This is a genomic window from Marinomonas sp. TI.3.20 (assembly GCF_038155025.1).
In the GTDB taxonomy this organism is placed as follows: domain Bacteria; phylum Pseudomonadota; class Gammaproteobacteria; order Pseudomonadales; family Marinomonadaceae; genus Marinomonas; species Marinomonas flavescens.
Map to the genome: position 1 here is coordinate 29,655 of NZ_JBAKAS010000002.1, position 22,117 is coordinate 51,771.

16 protein-coding genes and 10 tRNA genes are annotated in these 22,117 nt (G+C 42.7%); 2 read left to right on the top strand and 24 right to left on the bottom strand.

Annotated elements, in window-relative coordinates:
* Nucleotides 1-45 precede the first annotated feature (45 nt).
* The 20 genes from V6259_RS02625 to thrS form a co-directional block, all read right to left on the bottom strand.
* Entirely contained in the window at nucleotides 46-1,434 is a 1,389-nt protein-coding gene (locus tag V6259_RS02625) for an ATP-binding protein (protein WP_341583215.1), read from the bottom strand.
* 318 nt (nucleotides 1,435-1,752) lie between these two features.
* Nucleotides 1,753-2,397 (bottom strand): hypothetical protein, encoded by a 645-nt coding sequence (locus tag V6259_RS02630; RefSeq protein ID WP_341583216.1) that lies wholly within the window; start codon nucleotides 2,395-2,397, stop codon nucleotides 1,753-1,755.
* Between the two features lie 150 nt (nucleotides 2,398-2,547).
* Complete coding sequence (locus tag V6259_RS02635) at nucleotides 2,548-3,567, bottom strand: helix-turn-helix transcriptional regulator (protein WP_341583217.1); 1,020 nt, start codon at nucleotides 3,565-3,567, stop codon at nucleotides 2,548-2,550.
* Nucleotides 3,568-4,107: 540 nt separating this feature from the next.
* Nucleotides 4,108-4,183: transfer RNA gene (locus V6259_RS02640), tRNA-Val, on the bottom strand.
* A 50-nt stretch (nucleotides 4,184-4,233) separates the two neighbouring features.
* Nucleotides 4,234-4,310: transfer RNA gene (locus V6259_RS02645), tRNA-Asp, on the bottom strand.
* A 50-nt stretch (nucleotides 4,311-4,360) separates the two neighbouring features.
* Nucleotides 4,361-4,436 (bottom strand) — tRNA-Val (locus tag V6259_RS02650).
* A gap of 50 nt (nucleotides 4,437-4,486) precedes the next feature.
* Nucleotides 4,487-4,563 (bottom strand) — tRNA-Asp (locus tag V6259_RS02655).
* A gap of 52 nt (nucleotides 4,564-4,615) precedes the next feature.
* Nucleotides 4,616-4,691 (bottom strand) — tRNA-Val (locus V6259_RS02660).
* 237 nt (nucleotides 4,692-4,928) lie between these two features.
* Nucleotides 4,929-5,004 (bottom strand) — tRNA-Thr (locus V6259_RS02665).
* Nucleotides 5,005-5,046: 42 nt separating this feature from the next.
* A tRNA-Thr gene (locus tag V6259_RS02670) sits at nucleotides 5,047-5,122 on the bottom strand.
* 46 nt (nucleotides 5,123-5,168) lie between these two features.
* Nucleotides 5,169-5,244: transfer RNA gene (locus V6259_RS02675), tRNA-Thr, on the bottom strand.
* A gap of 68 nt (nucleotides 5,245-5,312) precedes the next feature.
* Nucleotides 5,313-5,388: transfer RNA gene (locus tag V6259_RS02680), tRNA-Thr, on the bottom strand.
* Nucleotides 5,389-5,402: 14 nt separating this feature from the next.
* Nucleotides 5,403-5,479: transfer RNA gene (locus V6259_RS02685), tRNA-Pro, on the bottom strand.
* Nucleotides 5,480-5,776: 297 nt separating this feature from the next.
* A complete protein-coding gene (locus V6259_RS02690; protein ID WP_133011221.1) occupies nucleotides 5,777-6,073 on the bottom strand; it encodes an integration host factor subunit alpha in 297 nt (98 codons plus the stop codon).
* Nucleotides 6,074-6,077: 4 nt separating this feature from the next.
* A complete protein-coding gene (gene pheT / locus V6259_RS02695; RefSeq protein WP_341583218.1) occupies nucleotides 6,078-8,462 on the bottom strand; it encodes a phenylalanine--tRNA ligase subunit beta in 2,385 nt (794 codons plus the stop codon).
* Nucleotides 8,463-8,484: 22 nt separating this feature from the next.
* Nucleotides 8,485-9,480, bottom strand: a complete 996-nt coding sequence (gene pheS, locus V6259_RS02700) for a phenylalanine--tRNA ligase subunit alpha (protein WP_133011219.1) — start codon at nucleotides 9,478-9,480, stop codon at nucleotides 8,485-8,487.
* 128 nt (nucleotides 9,481-9,608) lie between these two features.
* Entirely contained in the window at nucleotides 9,609-9,965 is a 357-nt protein-coding gene (gene rplT / locus V6259_RS02705; protein WP_115898707.1) for a 50S ribosomal protein L20, read from the bottom strand.
* 46 nt (nucleotides 9,966-10,011) lie between these two features.
* The gene (gene rpmI / locus V6259_RS02710; RefSeq protein WP_036162540.1) at nucleotides 10,012-10,206 is read right to left on the bottom strand and encodes a 50S ribosomal protein L35; all 195 of its coding nucleotides are present in this window, start codon (nucleotides 10,204-10,206) and stop codon (nucleotides 10,012-10,014) included.
* A gap of 62 nt (nucleotides 10,207-10,268) precedes the next feature.
* Nucleotides 10,269-10,802 carry a translation initiation factor IF-3 gene (gene infC, locus V6259_RS02715; RefSeq protein ID WP_341583219.1) on the bottom strand — a complete coding sequence of 178 codons (534 nt, stop codon included), beginning with the start codon at nucleotides 10,800-10,802 and terminating at the stop codon, nucleotides 10,269-10,271.
* A gap of 14 nt (nucleotides 10,803-10,816) precedes the next feature.
* Nucleotides 10,817-12,748: a threonine--tRNA ligase gene (gene thrS / locus V6259_RS02720; RefSeq protein WP_341583220.1), complete on the bottom strand. Its 1,932-nt coding sequence runs from the start codon at nucleotides 12,746-12,748 to the stop codon at nucleotides 10,817-10,819.
* A gap of 245 nt (nucleotides 12,749-12,993) precedes the next feature.
* On the opposite strand from thrS, the gene V6259_RS02725 reads away from it, so the two are divergent.
* Both V6259_RS02725 and V6259_RS02730 read left to right on the top strand, forming a co-directional pair.
* A complete protein-coding gene (locus V6259_RS02725; protein ID WP_341583221.1) occupies nucleotides 12,994-13,620 on the top strand; it encodes an O-methyltransferase in 627 nt (208 codons plus the stop codon).
* A gap of 96 nt (nucleotides 13,621-13,716) precedes the next feature.
* Nucleotides 13,717-14,439: a GIY-YIG nuclease family protein gene (locus V6259_RS02730; protein ID WP_133011215.1), complete on the top strand. Its 723-nt coding sequence runs from the start codon at nucleotides 13,717-13,719 to the stop codon at nucleotides 14,437-14,439.
* Nucleotides 14,440-14,560: 121 nt separating this feature from the next.
* On the opposite strand, the gene V6259_RS02735 is transcribed toward V6259_RS02730, so the two are convergent.
* The 4 genes from V6259_RS02735 to V6259_RS02750 all read right to left on the bottom strand — a co-directional run bounded on the left by V6259_RS02735 (nucleotide 14,561) and on the right by V6259_RS02750 (nucleotide 22,072).
* On the bottom strand, nucleotides 14,561-15,907 hold the full coding sequence (locus V6259_RS02735; RefSeq protein WP_341583222.1) for a class II 3-deoxy-7-phosphoheptulonate synthase: 1,347 nt from the start codon (nucleotides 15,905-15,907) through the stop codon (nucleotides 14,561-14,563).
* 48 nt (nucleotides 15,908-15,955) lie between these two features.
* Nucleotides 15,956-16,567: a helix-turn-helix domain-containing protein gene (locus V6259_RS02740; RefSeq protein WP_341583223.1), complete on the bottom strand. Its 612-nt coding sequence runs from the start codon at nucleotides 16,565-16,567 to the stop codon at nucleotides 15,956-15,958.
* 153 nt (nucleotides 16,568-16,720) lie between these two features.
* Complete coding sequence (locus tag V6259_RS02745) at nucleotides 16,721-17,638, bottom strand: GGDEF domain-containing response regulator (RefSeq protein ID WP_341583224.1); 918 nt, start codon at nucleotides 17,636-17,638, stop codon at nucleotides 16,721-16,723.
* Between the two features lie 6 nt (nucleotides 17,639-17,644).
* Nucleotides 17,645-22,072 carry a PAS domain S-box protein gene (locus tag V6259_RS02750; RefSeq protein WP_341583225.1) on the bottom strand — a complete coding sequence of 1,476 codons (4,428 nt, stop codon included), beginning with the start codon at nucleotides 22,070-22,072 and terminating at the stop codon, nucleotides 17,645-17,647.
* Nucleotides 22,073-22,117 lie beyond the last annotated feature (45 nt).

Genomic DNA, 22,117 nt, shown 5'->3' on the forward strand with positions numbered 1-22,117 from the left:
CTTTCTGATCATTTTATAGACAATCTACCTTTTTTCCATTGAATTTCACACAATAATTTTATTTCCTTTCTGAAACTCTTGCCGAATGCTTTGTATTAAGTCGGCTTTATAGACGATACGCTCATTACGGCGTACCGCGTTCAGAGCACATTGCCGCAAGATGTTAATCACATGTCCACCGGCTACTTCGTAATCCTTGGCTATTTGAGGTAAATCCACGTCGTCTGCAAGGTCACAAACACCACGAAAGGCGTTTTGCCAAAGCTGTAGACGCTCTTCGACACCTGGCATGGTGAATTGCACCATGCTCTGGAAGCGACGGGTAAAGGCGTCGTCCATATTACTTTTCAAGTTGGTGGCGATAATGACGGTGCCAGGGAAATCTTCAATTTTTTGCAGCAAGTATCCAGTTAGTTGGTTGGCATGGCGGTCATTGGAAGAGCTGCCTTCGCTGCGTTTGCCAAACAGGGCGTCCCCTTCGTCAAAAAACAAAATCCAGTCTTTATAACTTGCCGCATCGAATACACGAGAAAGGTTTTTCTCGGTTTCCCCTATGTATTTGGACACCACCATGGACAAATCCACTCGATACACTTCTCTGCCTGTCGACTTGCCCAACAAGGCTGCAGTGAGTGTTTTTCCTGTGCCCGGAGGACCAAAAAATACCGCTCGATAACCCGCTTTGACTTTTTTATCAAGCTGCCAATCTTGCATTAAGGTTTTACCATGGGATAACCAAGCGCGTATGTCATCGAGTTTACTCATCACACTGTAATCCAACACTAGGTCATCCCAAATCATCGGTGTGTCTAACGGATGGGCCGGAAAATTGGTGCTTAGCTCAGGACGTAAATGCTCTCCCGTGACCAAATAATTCAGCCAATGGTCACTCATTTGATACACTCCCGCCCAAGTTGGCAGGCCTGAATCCACTGGTTTCAACTCGATCACTTGTTCCGTCATTAAGCGGTTTTTGTGCGACAAGATGGCCATGCAGTGTTCTCGCCATTCAGGGTTGTTAACACTAATAAGAAAGTTCAGAGTTTGACCCGTTGGCAGAAAGCCACTGAACGCTTTATCCGATACGCCACCAAATTCGGTAAATGGTCGGTCAATCAAGCCATTTAAGCCAAAGAAAAAATCAAGGGTATCCGGTTTAAGAGAGGGTGCCATGGCAAGCGCCAATGCCAAGCGCTCAAATACATTAAGCTCCCAGTCAATCAGTAAATCCGCATACAGGCTAGAGCCCGCTTCTATGGGCGGCTGAGGTATCTCCCACCAATGGCTCTCGTGCCCGTCTTGTTTTAGGTAGCTACAAATCACCTGATTAATAACCAACTTCAACCATTCCATTTCCTGATAAAGCGCAAACAAGCTCTCTTGTTGGTTAATTGCTTGTTGATTTATTAGGTGAGTTTCTGATGACCCTGTCATGTATCTTCCTTGGTATTGTAAAGTGTTGTTGATTTATTGTTAACGGTGATAACCAGAACATCTGCATCTTTTTGTTCTTCTGGATAAAAAATGGCATTACCAATATTGAATAAATAAAAGACCGATACGCTTGATGAATACTTACAGAAAAATACAATAAAAGCATCGCTTCAAATGCATATTTTATAAAACCACCTTTCTTAACTATGAGTGACAGATACATACCAGCGCAATAACTGAGCTACCGCCTATTTTTGTGTAAAAAGTACTGCCAACTTCGATCGTCAAGAACAATTGCGAACGCGAGCTCATTAGGCTCTACGTCAGGCAAGGGTATTGCAGCATCGGTTCAACCTTATTTATTTCATACTCTAGTAATGAGATTTCTTTAGCGTCAGGCCTAAAATCCGGCTTTTCAGGTGGACTAAGAATTTCAATTTGATGAGGCTCTTCATACCCTTCTACTTGAATATCAAAGCCTTTAACTCCTTGGTGATCAGCGATTTCATCAAGAATTTTAATAGCCTCGAACGCATCCTGAACTTTTGGAAAGCCTGACACTTCGTAGGAATCTGATGCAGGTTGATCAACCTCGTTAAGCTGTTTAATTGACTCCGTCATGCCCTTGAAATGTAGATTCAACACATCACAGACAATTTCTTTTACAGAATGAATGAGGTCAGAAGAGCTACCTGAAAAGTCATAATTTATCTGAATATGCTCCTCAAGCGCGGCGACTGAAAACTTTCTCGCATCAAGTTTAAAGCCAGCATCCTTCTTACGACCTTCTATTGGAGAGCCTTTACCATTAGCAACTTTTGCAAGTAAAGTGACAAGGTTACCAATCAAGTCTACTGATTTATTCCCACTCTTACTGATATTACTAAATACAATCGCATTTAGTTTTTTATCAAATGTGACATCTTTAAGTTTTACGTTAATTCTGCATACGGTTTGTATCATTAAGCCTCCAAGCACTATCTACTACATTCCTGCAGCAACTAATTAATCTTGCTTAGAATTTACACACAATTAATAAACAATCAAAACCATGCCGTCAAATTACGACGCCTATTAACATAAAGTTACAAAAATTACATAATAAAACATACCTCAGATATGCTTTAACCCTCTCAAACTTTCAGATAATTCTTCGATAGAAGCCACCTCTTTAAGCAACTCTTCTCTTAGAGAAATTGGCTCACGCACAATTATACTAGCCCCCTGACCAAGCAACCAAGAACGTGTATCCCTATCATCAGGAATAACGGCTCGCAAGAGAAACCACTTCTCAGACTCAGTCTCCAGAATGGCCTGAGTATCACTTAATTTTGTTTCCTCAAGCCTTTTCGCTAATCCCCTATTAATAAGCGCCACTAGATGGATTGACTCATCAGAGTACTTAACACCTGACTCGCCAGCGTCTATATATCGCTGAAGTGAGAAACTTAGATTGGGGCGGAGGTCTGAGGAGGATAACTTCAAGCTTATGAAACGATGCAGAGCATACTGCCTAACATCATTATAATCGTTGTAAGACCCCAGCACGTAGGTGGCGCTTTTTCGGATCATTAACCCATAAGGATGAAGAATAAATGATTGAATATTGTCTTTAGCATGACTGGTGTATACAACATCTAATGCTTTATTTGACATGATTGCTTCACACACAGTAGCCCAGATTTTTGGATCAATGGATGCAGGAACAAGCATTTTACCTTCTGGAACTATTTTCACTTTTTCCAACCAGTTTACATACGTGCTGTCCGAATGAGATTGAATAAAGCTTTTCGCTCGGTTTAATTGGGGAGATAGCTGAGATAAAAGCGGCACTGGCATTATACCAAGCAGGTATTCGTTTACGAGAATGGTACTCACCGCTGAAGAAGCATCCATTGTCGCAAAACTTCCCTGATAATCTGAAGCAAAACACCACCTATGCGGGCGGACTTTATCGTTACAGATGATTGGATAATGTTTTGCTAAGGCGACAAGATCACGTTGTAAATTACGAAGAGATACCGAAAAGCCTTTTTCTTCTAACTTTTTAAGTATGTCTTTTGTTGAAATACCAGGCTTAGGCTCAATCGGCATTAGCTCCAGTATGCTGATATATCGAATGATAGAATCCATCTTTAAAACTCATTACCCATTTAAGGTAAATTCTATCCTAGAGACCGCTTTGATTGTCAATTAGATGTCACCTTAAAACGAAATAGCCCTCGTTGATACAAGCAAAAACATCGTAAACAAACCCGTGTACAGACCACCCTCAGCGCCTCTCCAAGCACCGACTAAGAAAAAGCCTAGGTCACACAGCTTTAAATAGAAATCTACTCACACAAAACCAGGCGAACACACAAAGCAATAAATATTACACAATAGCTGAGAGACAAAAAGAGTCAATGAGGTGAAATAAGGTACTCGAGAAGAGAAAGCTAGGGGATTTGTGGCTTATTAGGGCGAACCTCAAAAACACACAAGAAATGCTTTTGAAATAAAGCAACAAAAATTAGGGATTATCATTTATGTCACAGATCGGTCACACTGAGGTCACACAATATATTTCAAAAAAATATGGTCACAGATTGGTCACAAATAATTTTCTGCATCATGAAGAAGAAAAATCCTTATAATCAAATAGTTAGAAAGGATTAACTGAAGAAAATCAGATGGTGGGTGTGGAGAGGTTCGAACTCCCGACATTCGCCTTGTAAGGGCGACGCTCTCCCAACTGAGCTACACACCCGCATTAAGCTAAACTCTACTAACCAATAACTTATTGCTTAAATAAGTAATTGGCGGAATGGACGGGACTCGAACCCGCGACCCCCTGCGTGACAGGCAGGTATTCTAACCAACTGAACTACCACTCCAACACTGTGTGTTTTAAGTCCCAGCAGACTCATCTTTTACATCGATGCGATGGTGGGTGTGGAGAGGTTCGAACTCCCGACATTCGCCTTGTAAGGGCGACGCTCTCCCAACTGAGCTACACACCCGCATTAAGCTAAACCCTACTAACCAATAACTTATTGCTTAAATAAGTAATTGGCGGAATGGACGGGACTCGAACCCGCGACCCCCTGCGTGACAGGCAGGTATTCTAACCAACTGAACTACCACTCCAACACAATCTAAAACTCTCGCTTATCTTCCAATAAGCCCACTGTTTAGTAAGTGGTGGGTGTGGAGAGGTTCGAACTCCCGACATTCGCCTTGTAAGGGCGACGCTCTCCCAACTGAGCTACACACCCGTCATAATTTTACATCTTATTAGATGTGGAGTTTGAACTCCCGGTATCTCGCGCCTTGCTAGGAAACGAATCTCCCAACTGAGCTACACACCCGTCATAATTTTACATCTTATTAGATGTGGAGTTTGAACTCCCGGTATCTCGCGCCTTGCTAGGAAACGAATCTCCCAAGTGAGCTACACACCCAACAATAGTTTTACATCTTTTGTAGATGAGAAAATAACAATTCAAGCTAAATGGTGCCGCCACCAAGAGTCGAACTCGGGACCCTCTGATTACAAGTCAGATGCTCTACCAACTGAGCTATAGCGGCTTAACGCTGAATCAATTTTCTATACGACTCAATTAAGAGAAGTGGTGCCGCCACCAAGAGTCGAACTCGGGACCCTCTGATTACAAGTCAGATGCTCTACCAACTGAGCTATAGCGGCAATTCAATGACGCAGTTTACTTTTAAACTCATCTTCTATTAGAAGATGGTGCCGCCACCAAGAGTCGAACTCGGGACCCTCTGATTACAAGTCAGATGCTCTACCAACTGAGCTATAGCGGCTTTAATAAAAGCAAAATCTATTTTTTATTCATTCCTTCTAAAAGAAGAAAAGAACTTCGACCAAAATATGGTGCCGCCACCAAGAGTCGAACTCGGGACCCTCTGATTACAAGTCAGATGCTCTACCAACTGAGCTATAGCGGCATTTCTCAAATTTTTGGTCGGGACGGCAGGATTTGAACCTGCGACCACTAGCACCCCATGCTAGTGCGCTACCAGGCTGCGCTACGCCCCGATGCAAACAGCAACACTGTCGCTGTCAGCGGGGGCGTATATTACTATAACGAATTGAAAAGGGAAGAGTTTTATAAAGTTTTTTTTAATTTAATCGGATCTATTTATGAGTAAGGGAATATCGCTTACCTATTGATCTACATAAATTTCTGACTTCGTCAAAGCAACCCTACTCGCCGCCCTCCCATAACCAACAAACAATCGTTTCTTTAGGCGCCTACAGCATCACGTACAACATATAACAATATATGAAAAAAGCCATCCTATTACAGGATGGCTTTTCTGGATTCACTGCAAGCTATTCTTGCATATAACTCTCTACCTTTGACTTAAGCTTCTGCCCAGGCCGAAAGGTAACAACAGTTCGAGCAGTAATTGGGATCTCTTCACCCGTTTTAGGGTTACGACCTGGCCGTTGACTCTTCTCGCGAACTTCAAAGTTACCAAAACCTGATAACTTCACTTGCTGTCTCTCAACAAGAGTCTCTCGGATCACATCAAAAAAACCTTCTACAAGATCTTTTGCATCCTTTTTAGTAAGACCAACAGAATCTACTAAATTTTCGGCTAAATCCGCTTTTGTCAACGATGCCATAAGATTACCCCCTTACAACGGCCCCTAACTTCTCAGCTAATGCCGCAACAATTGTTTCCACAGAATTGTTTACTTCTTCATCACTAAGAGTGTGGGAAGGATGCTGCCACGTCAAGCCCAAAGCGACACTTTTTTTCGTCTCATCAATGCCTTGGCCTTGATAGATGTCAAATACAAGCACACCTTTAAAAGCTTCCCCTGCGGTTTCAGAAATAACTTTTTCAAGATCAGCAACCGGCACAGAACGATCGACCAATAAAGCCAAATCACGACGCACTTCAGGGAACTTTGAGATCGCCTTATATTCTGGCAATTTCGCATCAATCACAGCCGCCAACGCAATATCAAATACATACAAAGGCTGATTCGCCCCTAATGTTTTTGATAGTTGCGGATGTAACTCACCCAAGATACCAACAAACTCACCATCAACGAACACATCAGCAGAACGACCAGGATGTAAGAACTCACACTGAGAACGCTCATACGTAGGCTGACGACCATCATTCAAGTCAAACAAAGCATCTACATGAGCTTTAAGGTCATAAAAATCGACCTTATCACTGTTGTGATACCAAGCCTCAGAATCACGACTGCCCGCAATTAAACCTGAAATCTGTTGCTGTTGATCCAATTCATCCAGCGCATCAACCGTGCCAATAAAACGACGACCCGTTTCAAACAAACGCACTCGAGACTGTTGGCGATTCTGGTTATGCAAGTACGCTTTCACCAAGCCTGGAATCAAACTCGGACGCATCACACCCATATCGGCAGAAATTGGGTTCGCTAGTGGCACTGGCTCGATGTCTGGTAAAAATTGCTTACTAAGCACAGGATCAATAAAACTGTACGTAATCGCTTCTTGGTACCCTTGCGCAACCAACACTGAACGCAAAGCCTGAATCGGTGTTTTGCTTTCTGATTGAGGTGTAAAGTTCACCGCCGCTTGAGGCATAGAAGAAGGCAGATTATCGTAGCCGTAAATACGCGCCACTTCTTCGATCAAATCCGCTTCAATCGCGATATCAAAACGATGAGATGGTGCTTTCGTCACCCAAGCCTCATCCGTCACCTCAAGCATTTCAAGACCAAGGCGCGTTAAAATATCCGTCACTAGGTCTTTGTCGATTGAAATTGCTAAGTATTGATCTAGCTTCTTACGACGCAATGTCACCACAGCCGCTTCAGGTAAAGAAGCAGGCGCCTCCTCACGAACGATAGGACCTACTTGTCCGCCAGCGATCTCAAGCACCAAGGCCGTTGCTCGCTCAATGGCTTTTTCCTGCAAGGTTGCATCAACACCACGCTCAAAGCGATGGGAAGAATCCGTATGCAAACCGTAGGAGCGCGCTTTACCTGCTAATGCAAGCGGCGTAAAGAAAGCACTTTCAAGGAAAATGTCTTGCGTAGCCGTATTAACACCTGACCCTTCACCCCCCATCACTCCAGCAATGGCCAATGGCGCTTTTTCATCCGCGATTACTAAAGTGTCTTCGCGCAACGAGATTTCCTGACCATCAAGCAAGACAATTTTTTCATTCTCTTTCGCCATGCGTACAACAACAGACTGGGATAAATGCGCCAAGTCGAATGCGTGCATCGGCTGACCTAACTCAAGCATCACATAGTTAGTAATGTCGACAATAGGATCGATTGAGCGAATACCACTACGACGCAGCTTCTCGCTCATCCATAACGGCGTCTTCGCGGTAACATTTACACCACGAATAACACGACCTAAATAGCGAGGGCACGCCTCTGATGCGTCAACTCGAACAGAGAAAACATCATCAATCGCCACATTTGCCGCAACGACAGAAACAGGCGTAACATTAACTTTGTTCAATACGCCCACTTCACGAGCCAAGCCCGCCAAACTCAAGCAATCACTACGATTTGGCGTTAGATCCACATCAATAATGTGATCATCTAACCCCAAGAAAGCACGAAAATCGTCACCCGCTTGAGCTTCAGACGGCAATTCCATGATGCCATCATTGTCATCGCTCACACCCAACTCTGAGGCAGAACACAACATACCAAAAGACTCAACTTGACGTAGTTTGGCTTTTTTGATTTTAAAATCCGCACCCAACACCGCGCCAATTTTGGCAAACGGAATCTTGATGCCAGCACGCGCATTTGGCGCACCACACACAACTTGGAACTGCTCAGCGCCATCAGACACCTGACACACTTGCAGCTTGTCTGCATTGGGATGTGGCTCAGCACTGATGATCTCACCAACAACAACGCCGGAAAATTCAGCCGCTACAGGTAAAACCTCATCCACTTCAAGGCCAGCTAAAGTAATCTGAGCAACCAAATCATCACTATTGATGCTTGGATTGACCCATTCTCTTAGCCAATTCTCACTAATTTTCATAAAAACATCCTAGGTCGATTGGTTACTTAAACTGCTTAAGGAAACGTAAATCGTTCTCGAAAAACATACGAAGGTCATCTACTTTGTAGCGCAACATAGCAAAGCGCTCTACGCCCATGCCAAATGCAAACCCTGTGTATTTTTCTGAATCGATACCCGACATCTCAAGCACTTTAGGGTGAACCATGCCACAACCTAATACTTCCAACCAAGACTCTTCGCCTTTGCTGTTGGTACGCATGATATCCACTTCAATAGAAGGTTCAGTGAAGGGGAAATAGCTAGGACGGAAGCGCACCTTAAGATCATCTTCAAAGAAGACATTCAAAAACTGCTGCAAAATACCCTTCAAGTCAGCGAAAGAGATATTTTCATCAATCAACAACCCTTCTACCTGGTGAAACATCGGCGTGTGCGTCTGATCAGAATCGCAACGATAAACACGACCAGGACAGATAATACGAATTGGCGGCTGAGAGGTCTCCATAGTGCGCACTTGCACTGGAGAGGTATGTGTTCTCAATACCGTTGTCGGATTAAAATAGAAAGTATCCTGCATCGCTCGCGCTGGGTGGTGCGCAGGAATATTTAACGCTTCAAAGTTGTGGTAATCATCTTCGATTTCTGGCCCTGCAGCCACATCAAAGCCAATCCCACGGAAAAAGTTTTCAATGCGTTCCATTGTGCGTGTTACTGGGTGAAGACCACCAATCTCTTGGCCTTTCCCTGACAATGAAATATCAATGGTTTCGGTTGCTAATTTTGCATCCAGTGCCGCCTTAGCAAGCTTACCCTTACGCTCAGTAATTTTTTCCTGAACTTGGCCTTTGGCTTCATTTACCAACTGCCCAAATTTCGGTCTATCTTCTGCAGAAACATTACCTAACTGTTTCAACAAAGCGGTCAAAGCCCCTTTCTTTCCTAGGTAATGCACACGTACATCATCCAAGGCGGACTCAGTCTCAGACGCTGCCACTGCGTTTAACGCATCAGCAAGAATCTGTTTTAGATTCTCCATTTACATACTCCAAAAAATAAAATAGGGGAAGAGCGTTAGCTCTTCCCCTATTAAAGACTGCATTGGGTCATTCTTTCTATTAAGACAGGATCTTGCAAGATCAAATCACCCTAAGGCTACGTCAGAAATTAAGCCAAGCTAGCTTTCGCTTTTTCAACGATTGCAGCAAAAACTTCTTTCTCGTACACAGCTAGATCAGCCAATACTTTACGGTCGATTTCGATTGCTGCTTTTTTCAAGCCAGCAATGAAACGGCTGTAAGACAAACCATTGATACGTGCAGCGGCGTTAATACGAGCAATCCACAATGCGCGGAATTGACGCTTCCGTTGACGACGGTCACGGTATGCATATTGACCAGCTTTGATAACTGCTTGTTTAGCTACACGAAATACACGGCTACGTGCACCGTAGTAACCTTTAGCTTGCTTTAAAATCTTTTTGTGACGGCGACGAGCCTGAACACCACGTTTTACGCGAGGCATAATATAAACCTTATACTAATGAATTAATGAACTAAAAAATATCGACCTAGATGTATGGCAACATACGTACAATCAAAGCTTTATCGCTTTGAGCGATACTCTTCATTGCACGAAGATGACGCTTACGCTTAGTCGATTTTTTAGTCAAAATATGACTAGTATGAGACTGCTTATGCTTAAAACCATTCGCGGTACGTTTAAAGCGCTTAGCTGCGCCACTGTGTGACTTAATTTTGGACATGATAAAACCACTCTCGCATTCGTTAATGTTAGTGTAATTTTTAATAACAGATGTTATTCAAACTACTTCTTCTTTTTGGGGCCTAGCACCATAGTCAATTGGCGACCTTCCATTTTCGCAGCTTGCTCCACTACACCATAATCCTCTAAGTCTAAAGCGACTCGATTCATAAGATGCATGCCAAGCTCCTGATGGGCCATTTCACGACCGCGGTATCGTAGTGATACTTTGGCCTTATCCCCGCCTTCAAGGAAACGTATCAGGTTGCGGAGTTTTACCTGATAATCCCCTTCCTCCGTCCCTGGACGGAATTTCATTTCTTTAACTTGAATCTGCTTAGCATTTTTCTTTTGAGCCGCTTTCGCTTTCTTCGCCTCAAAAATATGCTTGCCGTAGTCCATGATTTTACAAACAATGGGGTCTGAATCGGCAATTTGCACTAGGTCAAGGGTTACTTCTTGAGCCGCTTTAAGTGCCTCTTCAAGCGAGACAACGCCAACTTGTTCACCATCAGCTGCAATTAAACGCACTTCGGTGGCTCGAATGTTTTCGTTGATTAGAGGACGCTGCTTGCTTGCATTACGTCCACGATTCATATTACCTTTTATAGCTATTTCTCCATTTCTTGTTTACGACTACAGCGAGCTACTTCTTTATTAAGCAAATCTTCAAAATCAGAAATACTCATCACTCCAAGATCTTCGCCGGAACGAGTTCGGACAGCAACTTGTTGCTGCTCCACTTCTTTATCCCCAACTACGATCATATAAGGTACGCGTTGAAGAGTATGCTCGCGAATTTTAAACCCGATCTTCTCGTTTCTCAAGTCAAGTTTCGCTCTAAAGCCGTTTGAATTTAATCTTTTTTCCAAATCAGAACAATAATCTGCCTGACGATCTGTAATATTCATGATAACAACTTGTTCAGGCGCTAGCCAGACCGGAAAGGCACCTTCTGTGTCTTCGATCAAAATACCGATAAATCGTTCCAACGAACCAACAATGGCACGGTGCAACATAACCGGTGTTTGGCGAGAGCCATCTTCAGACACATATTGCGCATTCAGACGAGTCGGCATTGAGAAATCAACCTGGATCGTACCACACTGCCAAACACGACCAATCGCGTCTTTCAGAGAAAATTCGATCTTAGGTCCGTAAAAAGCCCCTTCACCAGGCAACTCTTCCCAATCCAATTCAGCGACATTTAATGCATCTGATAAGGCTTTCTCCGCTTTATCCCACACTTCATCAGAGCCAACACGCTGCTCCGGACGAGTTGATAAACGATAAATAATTTGATCAAAACCAAAGTCTGCATACACTTCGTGTAACAAATCGATAAATTCTGATACTTCTTGCTGAATCTGGCCTTCCGTAACAAAGATATGGCCATCATCTTGCACAAAGTTTCGCACTCGCATAATACCGTGTAACGCACCAGAAGGCTCATTACGGTGACAAGAACCAAACTCAGCCATACGAAACGGCAAGTCACGGTAACTTTTCAAGCCTTGATTATACACTTGAATATGACATGGGCAGTTCATTGGCTTCACCGCGTAATCACGGTTCTCTGAGTGAGTCGTAAACATGTTTTCATGATACTTACCCCAGTGCCCAGACTTCTCCCATAACACGCGGTCAACAATCTGAGGGGTTTTCACCTCTTGATAATTGTTCTCACGCTGTTTGTTACGCATGTACTGCTCAATTGTTTGGTACAAGCTCCAGCCTTTAGGATGCCAGAACACCATACCTGGCGCTTCTTCTTGCACATGAAACAGATCAAGCTTTTTGCCCAACTTACGATGGTCACGCTTTTCTGCTTCTTCAATGCGCGTCAAGTACGCCTTTAATTCTTTTTTGTCATTCCATGCTGTGCCATAAATACGCTGCAGCATTTCATTATTGGAATCACCACGCCAATAGGCGCCTGCCAACTTCATCAGTTTAAAGTGGCGTAATACGCGAGTGTTCGGGACGTGAGGCCCACGACACATGTCGACGTATTCTTCATGGTAATACAAGCCAACATTTTCTACCGAGTCATCCAAACCATCTATCAAAGAGATCTTGTAAGACTCACCGCGCGCTTCAAATTCAGCCCGAGCTTCTGCAACTGGCGTCATTTTCTTAACAACGTCGTAGTCCGTTTTTACCAACTCAGCCATGCGTTTTTCAATCGCCGCCATGTCTTCAGGGGTAAAAGAACGTTCATACGCAATATCGTAATAAAACCCATCATCAATAACCGGACCAATCGCCATTTTTGCCGTTGGGAACAATTGCTTTACAGCGTGTCCAACCAAGTGCGCGAATGAGTGACGAATGATTTCAACCCCTTCAGGGTCTTTTCCCGTTACGATACTGACATCTGAGTCTTCAGAAATAAGTTCGCAGGCATCGACTAAAGTACCGTTAATTCGACCAGCAATCGTTGCTTTCGCAAGACCCGGCCCGATATCTTCAGCCACTTGCATAACAGTAACTGGGTTAGAAAAAGTACGTTGGCTGCCATCAGGCAAAGTAATTACAGGCATTTTTTTCTCCTATTGGAGTCAGTGGTGCTCCATACCAAAGAGCACATGTCAATTTAAGGCGCCTAAAATAGCATTTTTACAGATATCTTGCGAACGCTTATTTACCAATTACAATCAGTGAAAAAACCAACAAAAGAGAATAGTTTAAAATCAAGTCTTTTTTCTTTTTTTAACCATAGACATTCTCGTCGGTCAGGGTAAAATTGTCGGCTGTTTCGCAACAAAATAAATCATTGAAAGGCCTTATGGATCTTAACCATCTCGACAACTACTGCATTGACACCACTCAATCAGAACCAGATCTTCTCATTGAATTGGTTGATAAAACCTATTCAGACATGGGATACCCTAATAAGTTGTCTGGCAAAATCATTGGCCGTACTTTGAAGATTCTTACCACCATAAAGCAACCTAAGCGCGCTTTAGAGATCGGTATGTTTACCGGTTACTCTGCTTTATCTATTGCTGAAGGCATGCCAAGTGACGGTGAGATTATTTGCTGTGAAACCAATCCCCGAGCAATTGAGTTTGCTCAGTCTTTTTTTGATCGTAGTCCGCACGGATACAAAATTAAAACAATTTTTGGTCCTGGCTTAGATACAATCCAAAGTCTTGAAGGTCTTTTTGACCTAGTATTTATCGACGCAGATAAGCGTAATTACCTTAATTATTACGAAGCGGTATTACCACTCGTAAGTAAAGGTGGGTTAATAATCATTGATAACTCTTTATGGCAGGGCCGAGTCCTAGACCCTAAAGAGAATAGCGACATCGCCGTCAATGATTTAAACCAATTAATTGCGCAAGATAACCGAGTCGAAAATGTTCACCTCAACGTCCGCGACGGACTAAATCTCGTCGTAAAAATCTAAATTCTATTTTTCTATAGACCTGATTCGCTTTCGGACAACCATTAGCAAATCGGGTTTGTGTGCTATTCAAAAGATACTAAGTAAGAGGCAGCGATTTTGGTCGTTTTTAAAATCACAAATAATATCACCGGTAAACACTACATTGGCACGTCTTTCAATAGCGGTTTTCAACGCTTTGAACAATACGTTGAAGCAGCGAATGAAGGTCTGGATTTCCCACTTTATGATGACATTCGAGAGCATGACATAAGTGCATTTGCTGTCGAAGAGCTTTTTGAAACAGAAGATAAGCAAGAGCTTTACGAATTAGAAAAAGACTACGTCTCCATTTATAACGGAGAAAGTCTACGCGGTTATAAAATTGGCCAAACAACAGCAAAGTCAGCTGGTCTAAGTTTTGGCAAAAAGGCTATGTTTGACGCAAACGGCGTCTCTACTGCCGAGCAGCCTAAGAAAACACGCAAGGCCGCTGTAAAAAAGTCAATTGAGCTACCAATAAAAAAAGAAGTTGCACCGAAGCCGACGGCTCGCTCCTTTTTTGGTGAGCTCATAGGTGAAGATCGTTTAGACTCTCCTGCATCGACCGCTATAGCAGCAGACCCCACAAAACCCTCTGACATAACAAAAGTCGAGCGCCCTAAAAGCAAAGCAAGCATGCAACGCATGCTTCGTGAAGCAGAGAAAACCTCTAAAAAGGAACGCGAAGACAAGCTGAAAGCGCAACAACAAGCCGAAGCTGAAGAGATGGCAATGATTATGGCGAAAATTGATATCACATCAAAAACCGCTACATCTTCTTTCCGTCGCCGTAAAGGCTAGACTATAGAGTCGAAGAGCTTCGCTCTGACTGATCAGCACATTAAAAAGCCCAGCGAATATTTATTCACTGGGCTTTTTTTGTCTAGGTATGCAAAACAGCATTCACCTCAGAACAACACACTTACGCACGCGCTTTTTTTAACGTATCCGAAATCATAAATGCCAACTCTAGAGACTGATCCGCATTCAAACGTGGATCACAATGCGTATGATAACGATCCGCAAGTCCCTCTTCTGTCACCTGAAACGCACCACCAACACATTCAGTGACATTCTGACCGGTCATTTCAAAATGCACACCACCAGCATAACTACCTTCTGCTTTATGCACTTGGAAGAATTGCTGAACTTCACGTAACACATGATTCACATGACGAGTTTTATAGCCTGAGCTCGCTTTCACTGTGTTGCCGTGCATGGGGTCACTGCTCCAAACCACTTCTTTGCCTTCTTTTTGAATGGCTTGAATCAGCTTAGGCATACCTTCTTCTACCTTATCGGCACCCATACGAACAATGATATTTAAACGACCTGGATCATTGTTCGGATTTAAGGCATCACACAGGCGCAATAAGTCTTCAGGGTCCATTGTTGGACCCGCTTTAACACCAATAGGGTTATTTACGCCTCGTAAGAACTCCACATGCGCACCATCTAGCTGACGAGTGCGATCTCCGATCCATAGCATATGAGCAGAACAGTCATACCAATTGCCAGTTAAGCTGTCTTGACGAGTCAACGCTTGTTCGTACGGCAACAACAAGGCTTCATGAGACGTATAAAACTCCGTCTCTTGCAGCTGAGCCATACCACTACCAACACCACACGCCTGCATAAACTGCATCGCATCGTCTATTTTGTCGGCAATGCCTTGAAAGCGCTCGCCCGCAGGGCTGGCTTTTAAGAAGTCCAGGTTCCATTGGTGTACTTGATTAAGGTCTGCAAAGCCACCTTGAGAAAAGGCACGCAACAGATTCATGGTTGCCGCACTTTGATTATAAACCTGAACTAAACGCTCAGGATCTGGCACCCGCGCTGCTTCGGTAAAATCAATGCCATTGATAATGTCGCCACGGTAACTTGGCAGCTCAATCCCATTAATAGTTTCAGTGCCTGCAGAGCGCGGCTTAGCAAATTGCCCCGCCATTCTCCCTACCTTAACGATTGGGCATTTTCCGGCATAGGTCAGTACCACCGCCATTTGCAACATCACTTTGAATGTGTCGCGAATATTATCGGCATGAAATTCAGCAAAACTCTCGGCACAGTCTCCACCCTGAAGCAAAAAGGACTCACCCTTTGCGACTTTAGATAAGGCTGACCTCAATTGACGCGCTTCTCCAGCAAATACCAAAGGTGGCATTTTACCAAGTGTGCCTTCTACCTGAGCCAAATGCTCGGCGCTTGGGTACACTGGCTGCTGCAATGCGGTTTTTTCTCTCCAACTGGCTGGATTCCATTGATTCATAACGTTTAAAACCTTTTTATTTATCTATTATTATTCTGGCGTTGATCTCTATCGAGCAACGACCCAGAGAATTTCTGCATCTTTAATAGATGTCGATACCACAGTGTGACCCATGCTTGCATCATAATACACACTGTCCCCTTCTTTTAATTCAATTGGCTCATAGAGCTCAGAGAAAAAATTAATCTTTCCTTCTAACACCAACAAAAACTCTTCCCCATCGTGACGAACCCACTCTTTGAATTCATCAAAGCTTCTTGCTCGCACCTTCGTTTTAAATGGCACCATTTTTTTTCGACTGATGGAAAAATTTAACAATTCATGTTCATAAGTCGCTGTCGGGTGCGGCTCTCCTTTGCCCTTGCGTGTAATATCACGACGCCCTGCAATCGAATGCTCACTAGCCTCAACAAACAACTGAGGCAAATCCATTCCCAGCCCTTTAATCAGCTTTTGAACAATAGTAAAACTCGGCGACACCTGGTCATTCTCAATTTTAGAAAGAGTAGATCGCGCAATCCCTGTCCTTTTGCTGACTTCCTCTAACGTCCACCCTTTGGTTAAGCGAATTTCTTTCACTCGCTTCCCCAACTCCAAAGGCTCAACAAAGCGATCAGGGTCCGATGCTGTAGCCGTTTCTAAAGACGGTCGACTTACCATAATTCACCTACTTTGCACTAAGACCTAAAAGTTTACTAAAAGAAACGACATTAACCTATTGGATATTTCTTCCCTACTGCAATAAAAAGCAAAATGCCCGCTAATACGGGCATTTTACATGTTTATTTTTTAATGTTTTTGAATAAGTACACCTTAATCCTGATATACCACTCTATCACGACCTGTCCTCTTCGCATCATATAAACAAACATCCGCTTTTTTATAGATCGATTTTTTTGAATCCGTTTCTACATTGAATGCAGCACACCCTATACTAATCGTAATTGGAATACTGACGCCCTTATAGACAACTGGACGCTCAGCGACTAATCGTCTATACCTCTCACAAGCCAACTGAGCACCATCACCAACGGCATTAGAAATAAAGACACCAAATTCCTCACCTCCAACACGCCCTACTACATCATCAGTACGCAACCCTTTAGAGATTCTATCTACTATTTCAACCAGAACAATATCACCAACATCATGGCCATACTCATCATTAACTCGCTTAAAGTAATCAAAATCAAACAAAGCAAGAGAAAAGGAAGACGACAATCTTTGTGAGCGTGCGACCTCTTTATCTAACACTGCTTCAAAAGCTCGACGATTAAGTATTCCAGTCAAATGATCTATTGACGCCTGGCTCTCTAAAATACCATTCGCAATAAGAAGGCGATGTCGCATATCAGCAATTCGTTGCATGGCTAACATTTTTGCAACCAATACCTTTTGATGAATGGGTTTAATTAAATAATCATCTCCCCCATTATGAATACCTTCTTCAATATCATCCACTTCAGCACTTACGCTCAAAAAGATAATAGGCACCCACTCTAAGTTGCGGGACTCTTGAATGCGGCGAATTTCACTCACCGCCTCAAAGCCACCCATTTTAGGCATTTGCACATCCATAAGGATGAGATCAAGTTCATCAGCACCTTCGATATACCGGGTAATGGCTTGCTCTCCATTCGCCGCTTCAATCACATTATGCTTCAACTTAGACAAATACATTTTCAGCAAAAGTCGATCCGCATTCGTATCATCAACAATGAGTATATTCATAAAACCTTATCGTTCTTTATTAAGCACTTCAGAAAATAGCATGTACTCTTTTACCAACAAGATGATTAACGAGTGAACACCTTGAACCTTTCCCTGCCGAGCTATGCTTTCTAATTGTGCAGAAAGAGCAGACAACCCTCGCCCACCTAAATTTTGAGAAATGGACTTCATACTATGGGCCGCTCTAGAAACTACATCTAGATCCACCTGCGATGTTTTTTTCTTATTTTCTTTTTCTAAGATCATAACAATAGAGTCTGCATCTTCATAAAACGCATCAAACAACATACTCACATCGTCGCCTAGCACATCCTTTAATTCATCTAATACTGTTAGATCTAATCTAGTTTCTTTGCTTTCTTGCCAATCATTGCCTAACTCGCTTTTGGCATCTGAATTAACCAGACTCTCTTTCTGATGAAAGAGTTCTTTGAAAATTCGCACCAGATCCTGTGTTTTAAACGGCTTAGCAATTAAGCCATCCCCACCGGCTGATTCCACATCAGACAACCTTTCATTAAGCGCATCTGCCGTCAATGCAAAGATAGGTACTCTTTTATTATCAGTCGACCCTTTCTCTGCGCTTCGAATTGCTCGCATAGCCGTTAAACCATCCATTACCGGCATATGTAAATCCATCAGAATCAAATCAGGCCGATAAGCCTTCCACTTTTGCACCGCTACTTCCCCGTTCTCAGCCTCAATAATACCGAGCCCCATTCTTTCAATTAGACCTCGAGCAACAGCAATATTAGCTTTCATATCCTCAACAATAAGCACAGTTCCAGAAAACTGCTGATGGTTTTCTTCTAGCGGTTGTACCATTCGCTCACCAAATTCAAAGTAAGATATTTGCTTTCCTATCACTTGACTATTAAGTGCTGCGCTAAGACCTAAAGATAAAGAATGATTATCCACAGGCTTGGTCAAACAAACATTCACACCAGCCTCCTGTAGATCACTTCGATTTAAACGCCCGGACGAAGATGCAATAATGATTGCAGGACAATAGTTATCAAGACTTTGCTCTCGAATACGGCGACTCAATTCTAAACCGTCTAATTCTGGCATTTGGTAGTCTAAGATAACTAAGTCATAGGGTTTCTTTTCATGCCCTGCATTGACCACACTCTGATAAGCATGCAGCGCATCAAGCTCTTGATCACACTGAATACCAAGCTCTAATAATTGATTTGATAAAATCATCAAATTAATCGCATTATCATCCACCACTAATGTTTTGGCACCTCGCCACCGAGAAAGATCCACTTTTTCGGGAGATTCTTTGACATAACTTTCCATCAACACAAGCGACACAGTGAAAGAGGAACCAACACCCTCTTCACTTTGCAACACCACACTGCCGCCCATTAATTCGACTAACTGCTTAGTAATGGCCAACCCAAGTCCAGTTCCACCGAATTTACGCGTTGTTGAAGAATCTTGTTGCGTGAAAGCTTTGAATAAGGAGTCTTGAACACAGGCAGCAATGCCAACACCTGAATCCCTTACCTCTATAGAAAGGCTGATGCTTCCAAGTAAATCGGCCTGTGACCTAACACTCACAACAACCTGACCTTGATGAGTGAATTTAATCGCATTACTAACAAGATTAATTAATACCTGCTTAATTCTAAAAGCATCACCAACAAAGCGCTTAGGCGTGTGACTTGTATACTCAACTAATAAATCTAAGCCTTTTTTTTCTGCACTAACTATTAATAAGCGAACCACATCATAAATCGTTTTTTCAAGATTGAAGTCGACATTTTCAATCGCTAGTTGACCCGCTTCTATTTTGGAAAAGTCTAATATTTCATTAATTAATTCCAACAAACTTTCGCCAGACTCCTGAAGAATAACCAGCTGCGAAGCCTGCTCATCCGTTAAAGTAGAATGTGAAAGCAGCTCAGCCATACCCAATACACCATTAAGTGGCGTTCTAATCTCATGACTCATCGTTGCCAGAAAATTGCTTTTTGCCTTATTCGCCATTTCTGCTTCATGACTTGCTTTACGAAGAACAACCTCCGTTTCGACTTGCGCCGTAATATCTAAATTCACTCCAATTAGCCTTGATGGCAGGCCATTTAGGCTACGCTCCAAAATACCTTTTGCCTTCAAGTGCCGAATTTGACCATCTAAACGCACTATCCGAAACTCTGTATCATAACTGCCTACGCCCTGAATAAACTTTTCTAGCTTATCTCTTAACATGGCAACATCATCAGGGTGGATTAATTGCAACCAGACACTATATGGATCACTTACCTCTTCCTTAAGTACGCCAAAAAGACGATACATCCAATCGTCCCACACCAGCTCATATGTATTTAAATCCCATTCCCAAACCCCTATGCCAGCGGCATTTGAGGCCATGGTAAAGCGCTGATTTGCTCTTAATGCTTCCTGCTCGCCTTGAAGTCGGCTAGTAATATCTGTCATATGACCAATATAACCTTCGACATTACCGTCTTTCCCTTTAATCATGCTTCCAGCGGTCTCACAGTAAAAAATACGACCACTTTTATCTCTGTAAGCAATGCGGTTTACCGGCTGTCTATTAGTACTATTTTCTGCATAACACTCAGCACCAATACGAGCATAATCACCTTGATCTGCATACAACATAGCAGTATCTTGACCCACAACCTCTTCGGCTGAATACCCAAAAAGAGCACAAAATGCAGGGTTTACCATAACGACCTTGCGAAGATTATTGACCAATGCAATCGCAGAAGGGGCGTCCACAAATAAAGATTCAAAGAGCTTTTTCTGCTCCAACACTTCTTGTTCAATTTCAAACTGCTTAGTTCTATCCTGAAAAGTAATGACAGCACCTTGAACCAGATTATCGCCGTCCTTCATGGCGACACAATTATATTCACCAATAAAGACACCTTCCTTCCCCCACAAAGGCTCTGCCAGTGACTGGCTACTCTCGCCGGTTATCAACGTCCGATTAAACGGGCACTCTTCAAGTAAATAAGGCCGACCATCAAGATGAGAATGATGAAGCATATCGTGATAGTGTTGCCCCAATAGCTCATCTAAACGATAACCTGTTATATGACTGGCCGCTTGGTTAGCAAAAACAATTCCTCCCTCCAAATTTACACCAAGAAAACCATCATGGGCTGAATTAAGTAACAGGCTTTGTTGACGCTCCGAGGCTTTTAGCTCTTTCAGAGCATTGTCTTGAGTTATTTCATTACCTACCCATTGAGCGAGTAGTTTCATAAGCTCAATATCATCTTCACTAAACAATTCTACTTTAGGGTTAGGGCTGGAAAAATTAAGCGTACCCCAGCTTTCACCATCAATTTTAATCATTGCGCCAATATAGGCTTCCAAGCCAAAATTTTGATAACAAGGATGATCTTTGAGCGTACTTTTGGCTGTATGATGAAAAAAGGTTGGTCTATCGTTATTGAAGGTATGCACACAGTACGTATGGCCTAAATTAAACGCCATACCGGGAGAAAGTTCATTATTTGGGGAAATACAAAACTCTACTGTATAGGCTTCATCTTTGATCGAGCTGATAATCCCTAAAGGTAAATTATATTGAGAGACACCAACACTTAAAATACTTTGTAACTTTTCTTCTAAAGTTGTCGTGGAATTAGCCGTGATCTGATGAAGGTCTCGCAGTGTTTTTAATGTTTTTCGTTGTGCTGTTACATCTTGAGCAACAAGATACAAGCCTACAATCCGGCCGTTATTTTTCTTAGGCGTACAAATAGCTTCTAACACAAGCCCCTCAGCATCAAAAGCACCTTGTAACTCAACTCGAAACGATGTTTTTAAACCACTTAATGTTGAGTCTAAATCACTCTTTACTGCACAATAGACCCTCTCGCCAAGGAGGTCACAAATGTGCCTGCCCATTACCTCGTCGAGGGGTAAATTAAAGTTATTTATGAGTTTTTTATTAGCGAATCGAAAGCGAAACTGCTCATCAAGAATAGCAATGGCGCTTGAGTTATCATCCGCAAACTCAAGCAGATCATCATAATGATCAAAAAATGGCGTGAAATCCTGCTTAGTGGTATTCACCAAAATAAGCTGCTTCAAACTATTTGCTAAAAAATATAAATCATCAAAAAACTCATCAGAAAAACCGACACTTTCATTTTTATTGAAAAGCATCAAATAGACAGCCTCAGCACCTCGATCATCAAGTCGCCGGACTATGATACTTCCGTGGGATACAATACCTTTCCAGAAGGCATTTAGTTGATCATGCGAATCTGCAAGACTTTCGACAGTAAGGTCAGACGTCAAAGATGAGTCTCGAAAAGACTCTATTAGTTGCACCATTTGCGTATCTTGATCATTTGCCAACACACTACTATTTTCAAAAATAATAGCGGCTGAACGCATATTCAAAAAACGCCCTGAGCTCTTCAATGCTGAAATTAACGCAATCATGCCAACTTACACTCCATTTTGATAAATCAATAATAGAATAAGCAC

Bases quoted from the DNA above. Each gene is read 5' to 3' on its own strand.
- infC (WP_341583219.1), bottom strand. From the start codon at position 10,802: ATGAATCGTGGACGTAATGCAAGCAAGCAGCGTCCTCTAATCAACGAA.
- pheS (WP_133011219.1), bottom strand. From the start codon at position 9,480: ATGGAGAATCTAAAACAGATTCTTGCTGATGCGTTAAACGCAGTGGCA.
- V6259_RS02725 (WP_341583221.1), top strand. From the start codon at position 12,994: ATGGATCTTAACCATCTCGACAACTACTGCATTGACACCACTCAATCA.
- V6259_RS02625 (WP_341583215.1), bottom strand. From the start codon at position 1,434: ATGACAGGGTCATCAGAAACTCACCTAATAAATCAACAAGCAATTAAC.
- V6259_RS02635 (WP_341583217.1), bottom strand. From the start codon at position 3,567: ATGGATTCTATCATTCGATATATCAGCATACTGGAGCTAATGCCGATT.
- V6259_RS02735 (WP_341583222.1), bottom strand. From the start codon at position 15,907: ATGAATCAATGGAATCCAGCCAGTTGGAGAGAAAAAACCGCATTGCAG.
- thrS (WP_341583220.1), bottom strand. From the start codon at position 12,748: ATGCCTGTAATTACTTTGCCTGATGGCAGCCAACGTACTTTTTCTAAC.
- V6259_RS02740 (WP_341583223.1), bottom strand. From the start codon at position 16,567: ATGGTAAGTCGACCGTCTTTAGAAACGGCTACAGCATCGGACCCTGAT.
- V6259_RS02745 (WP_341583224.1), bottom strand. From the start codon at position 17,638: ATGAATATACTCATTGTTGATGATACGAATGCGGATCGACTTTTGCTG.
- pheT (WP_341583218.1), bottom strand. From the start codon at position 8,462: ATGAAAATTAGTGAGAATTGGCTAAGAGAATGGGTCAATCCAAGCATC.
- rpmI (WP_036162540.1), bottom strand. From the start codon at position 10,206: ATGTCCAAAATTAAGTCACACAGTGGCGCAGCTAAGCGCTTTAAACGT.
- V6259_RS02750 (WP_341583225.1), bottom strand. From the start codon at position 22,072: ATGATTGCGTTAATTTCAGCATTGAAGAGCTCAGGGCGTTTTTTGAAT.
- rplT (WP_115898707.1), bottom strand. From the start codon at position 9,965: ATGCCTCGCGTAAAACGTGGTGTTCAGGCTCGTCGCCGTCACAAAAAG.
- V6259_RS02630 (WP_341583216.1), bottom strand. From the start codon at position 2,397: ATGATACAAACCGTATGCAGAATTAACGTAAAACTTAAAGATGTCACA.
- V6259_RS02690 (WP_133011221.1), bottom strand. From the start codon at position 6,073: ATGGCATCGTTGACAAAAGCGGATTTAGCCGAAAATTTAGTAGATTCT.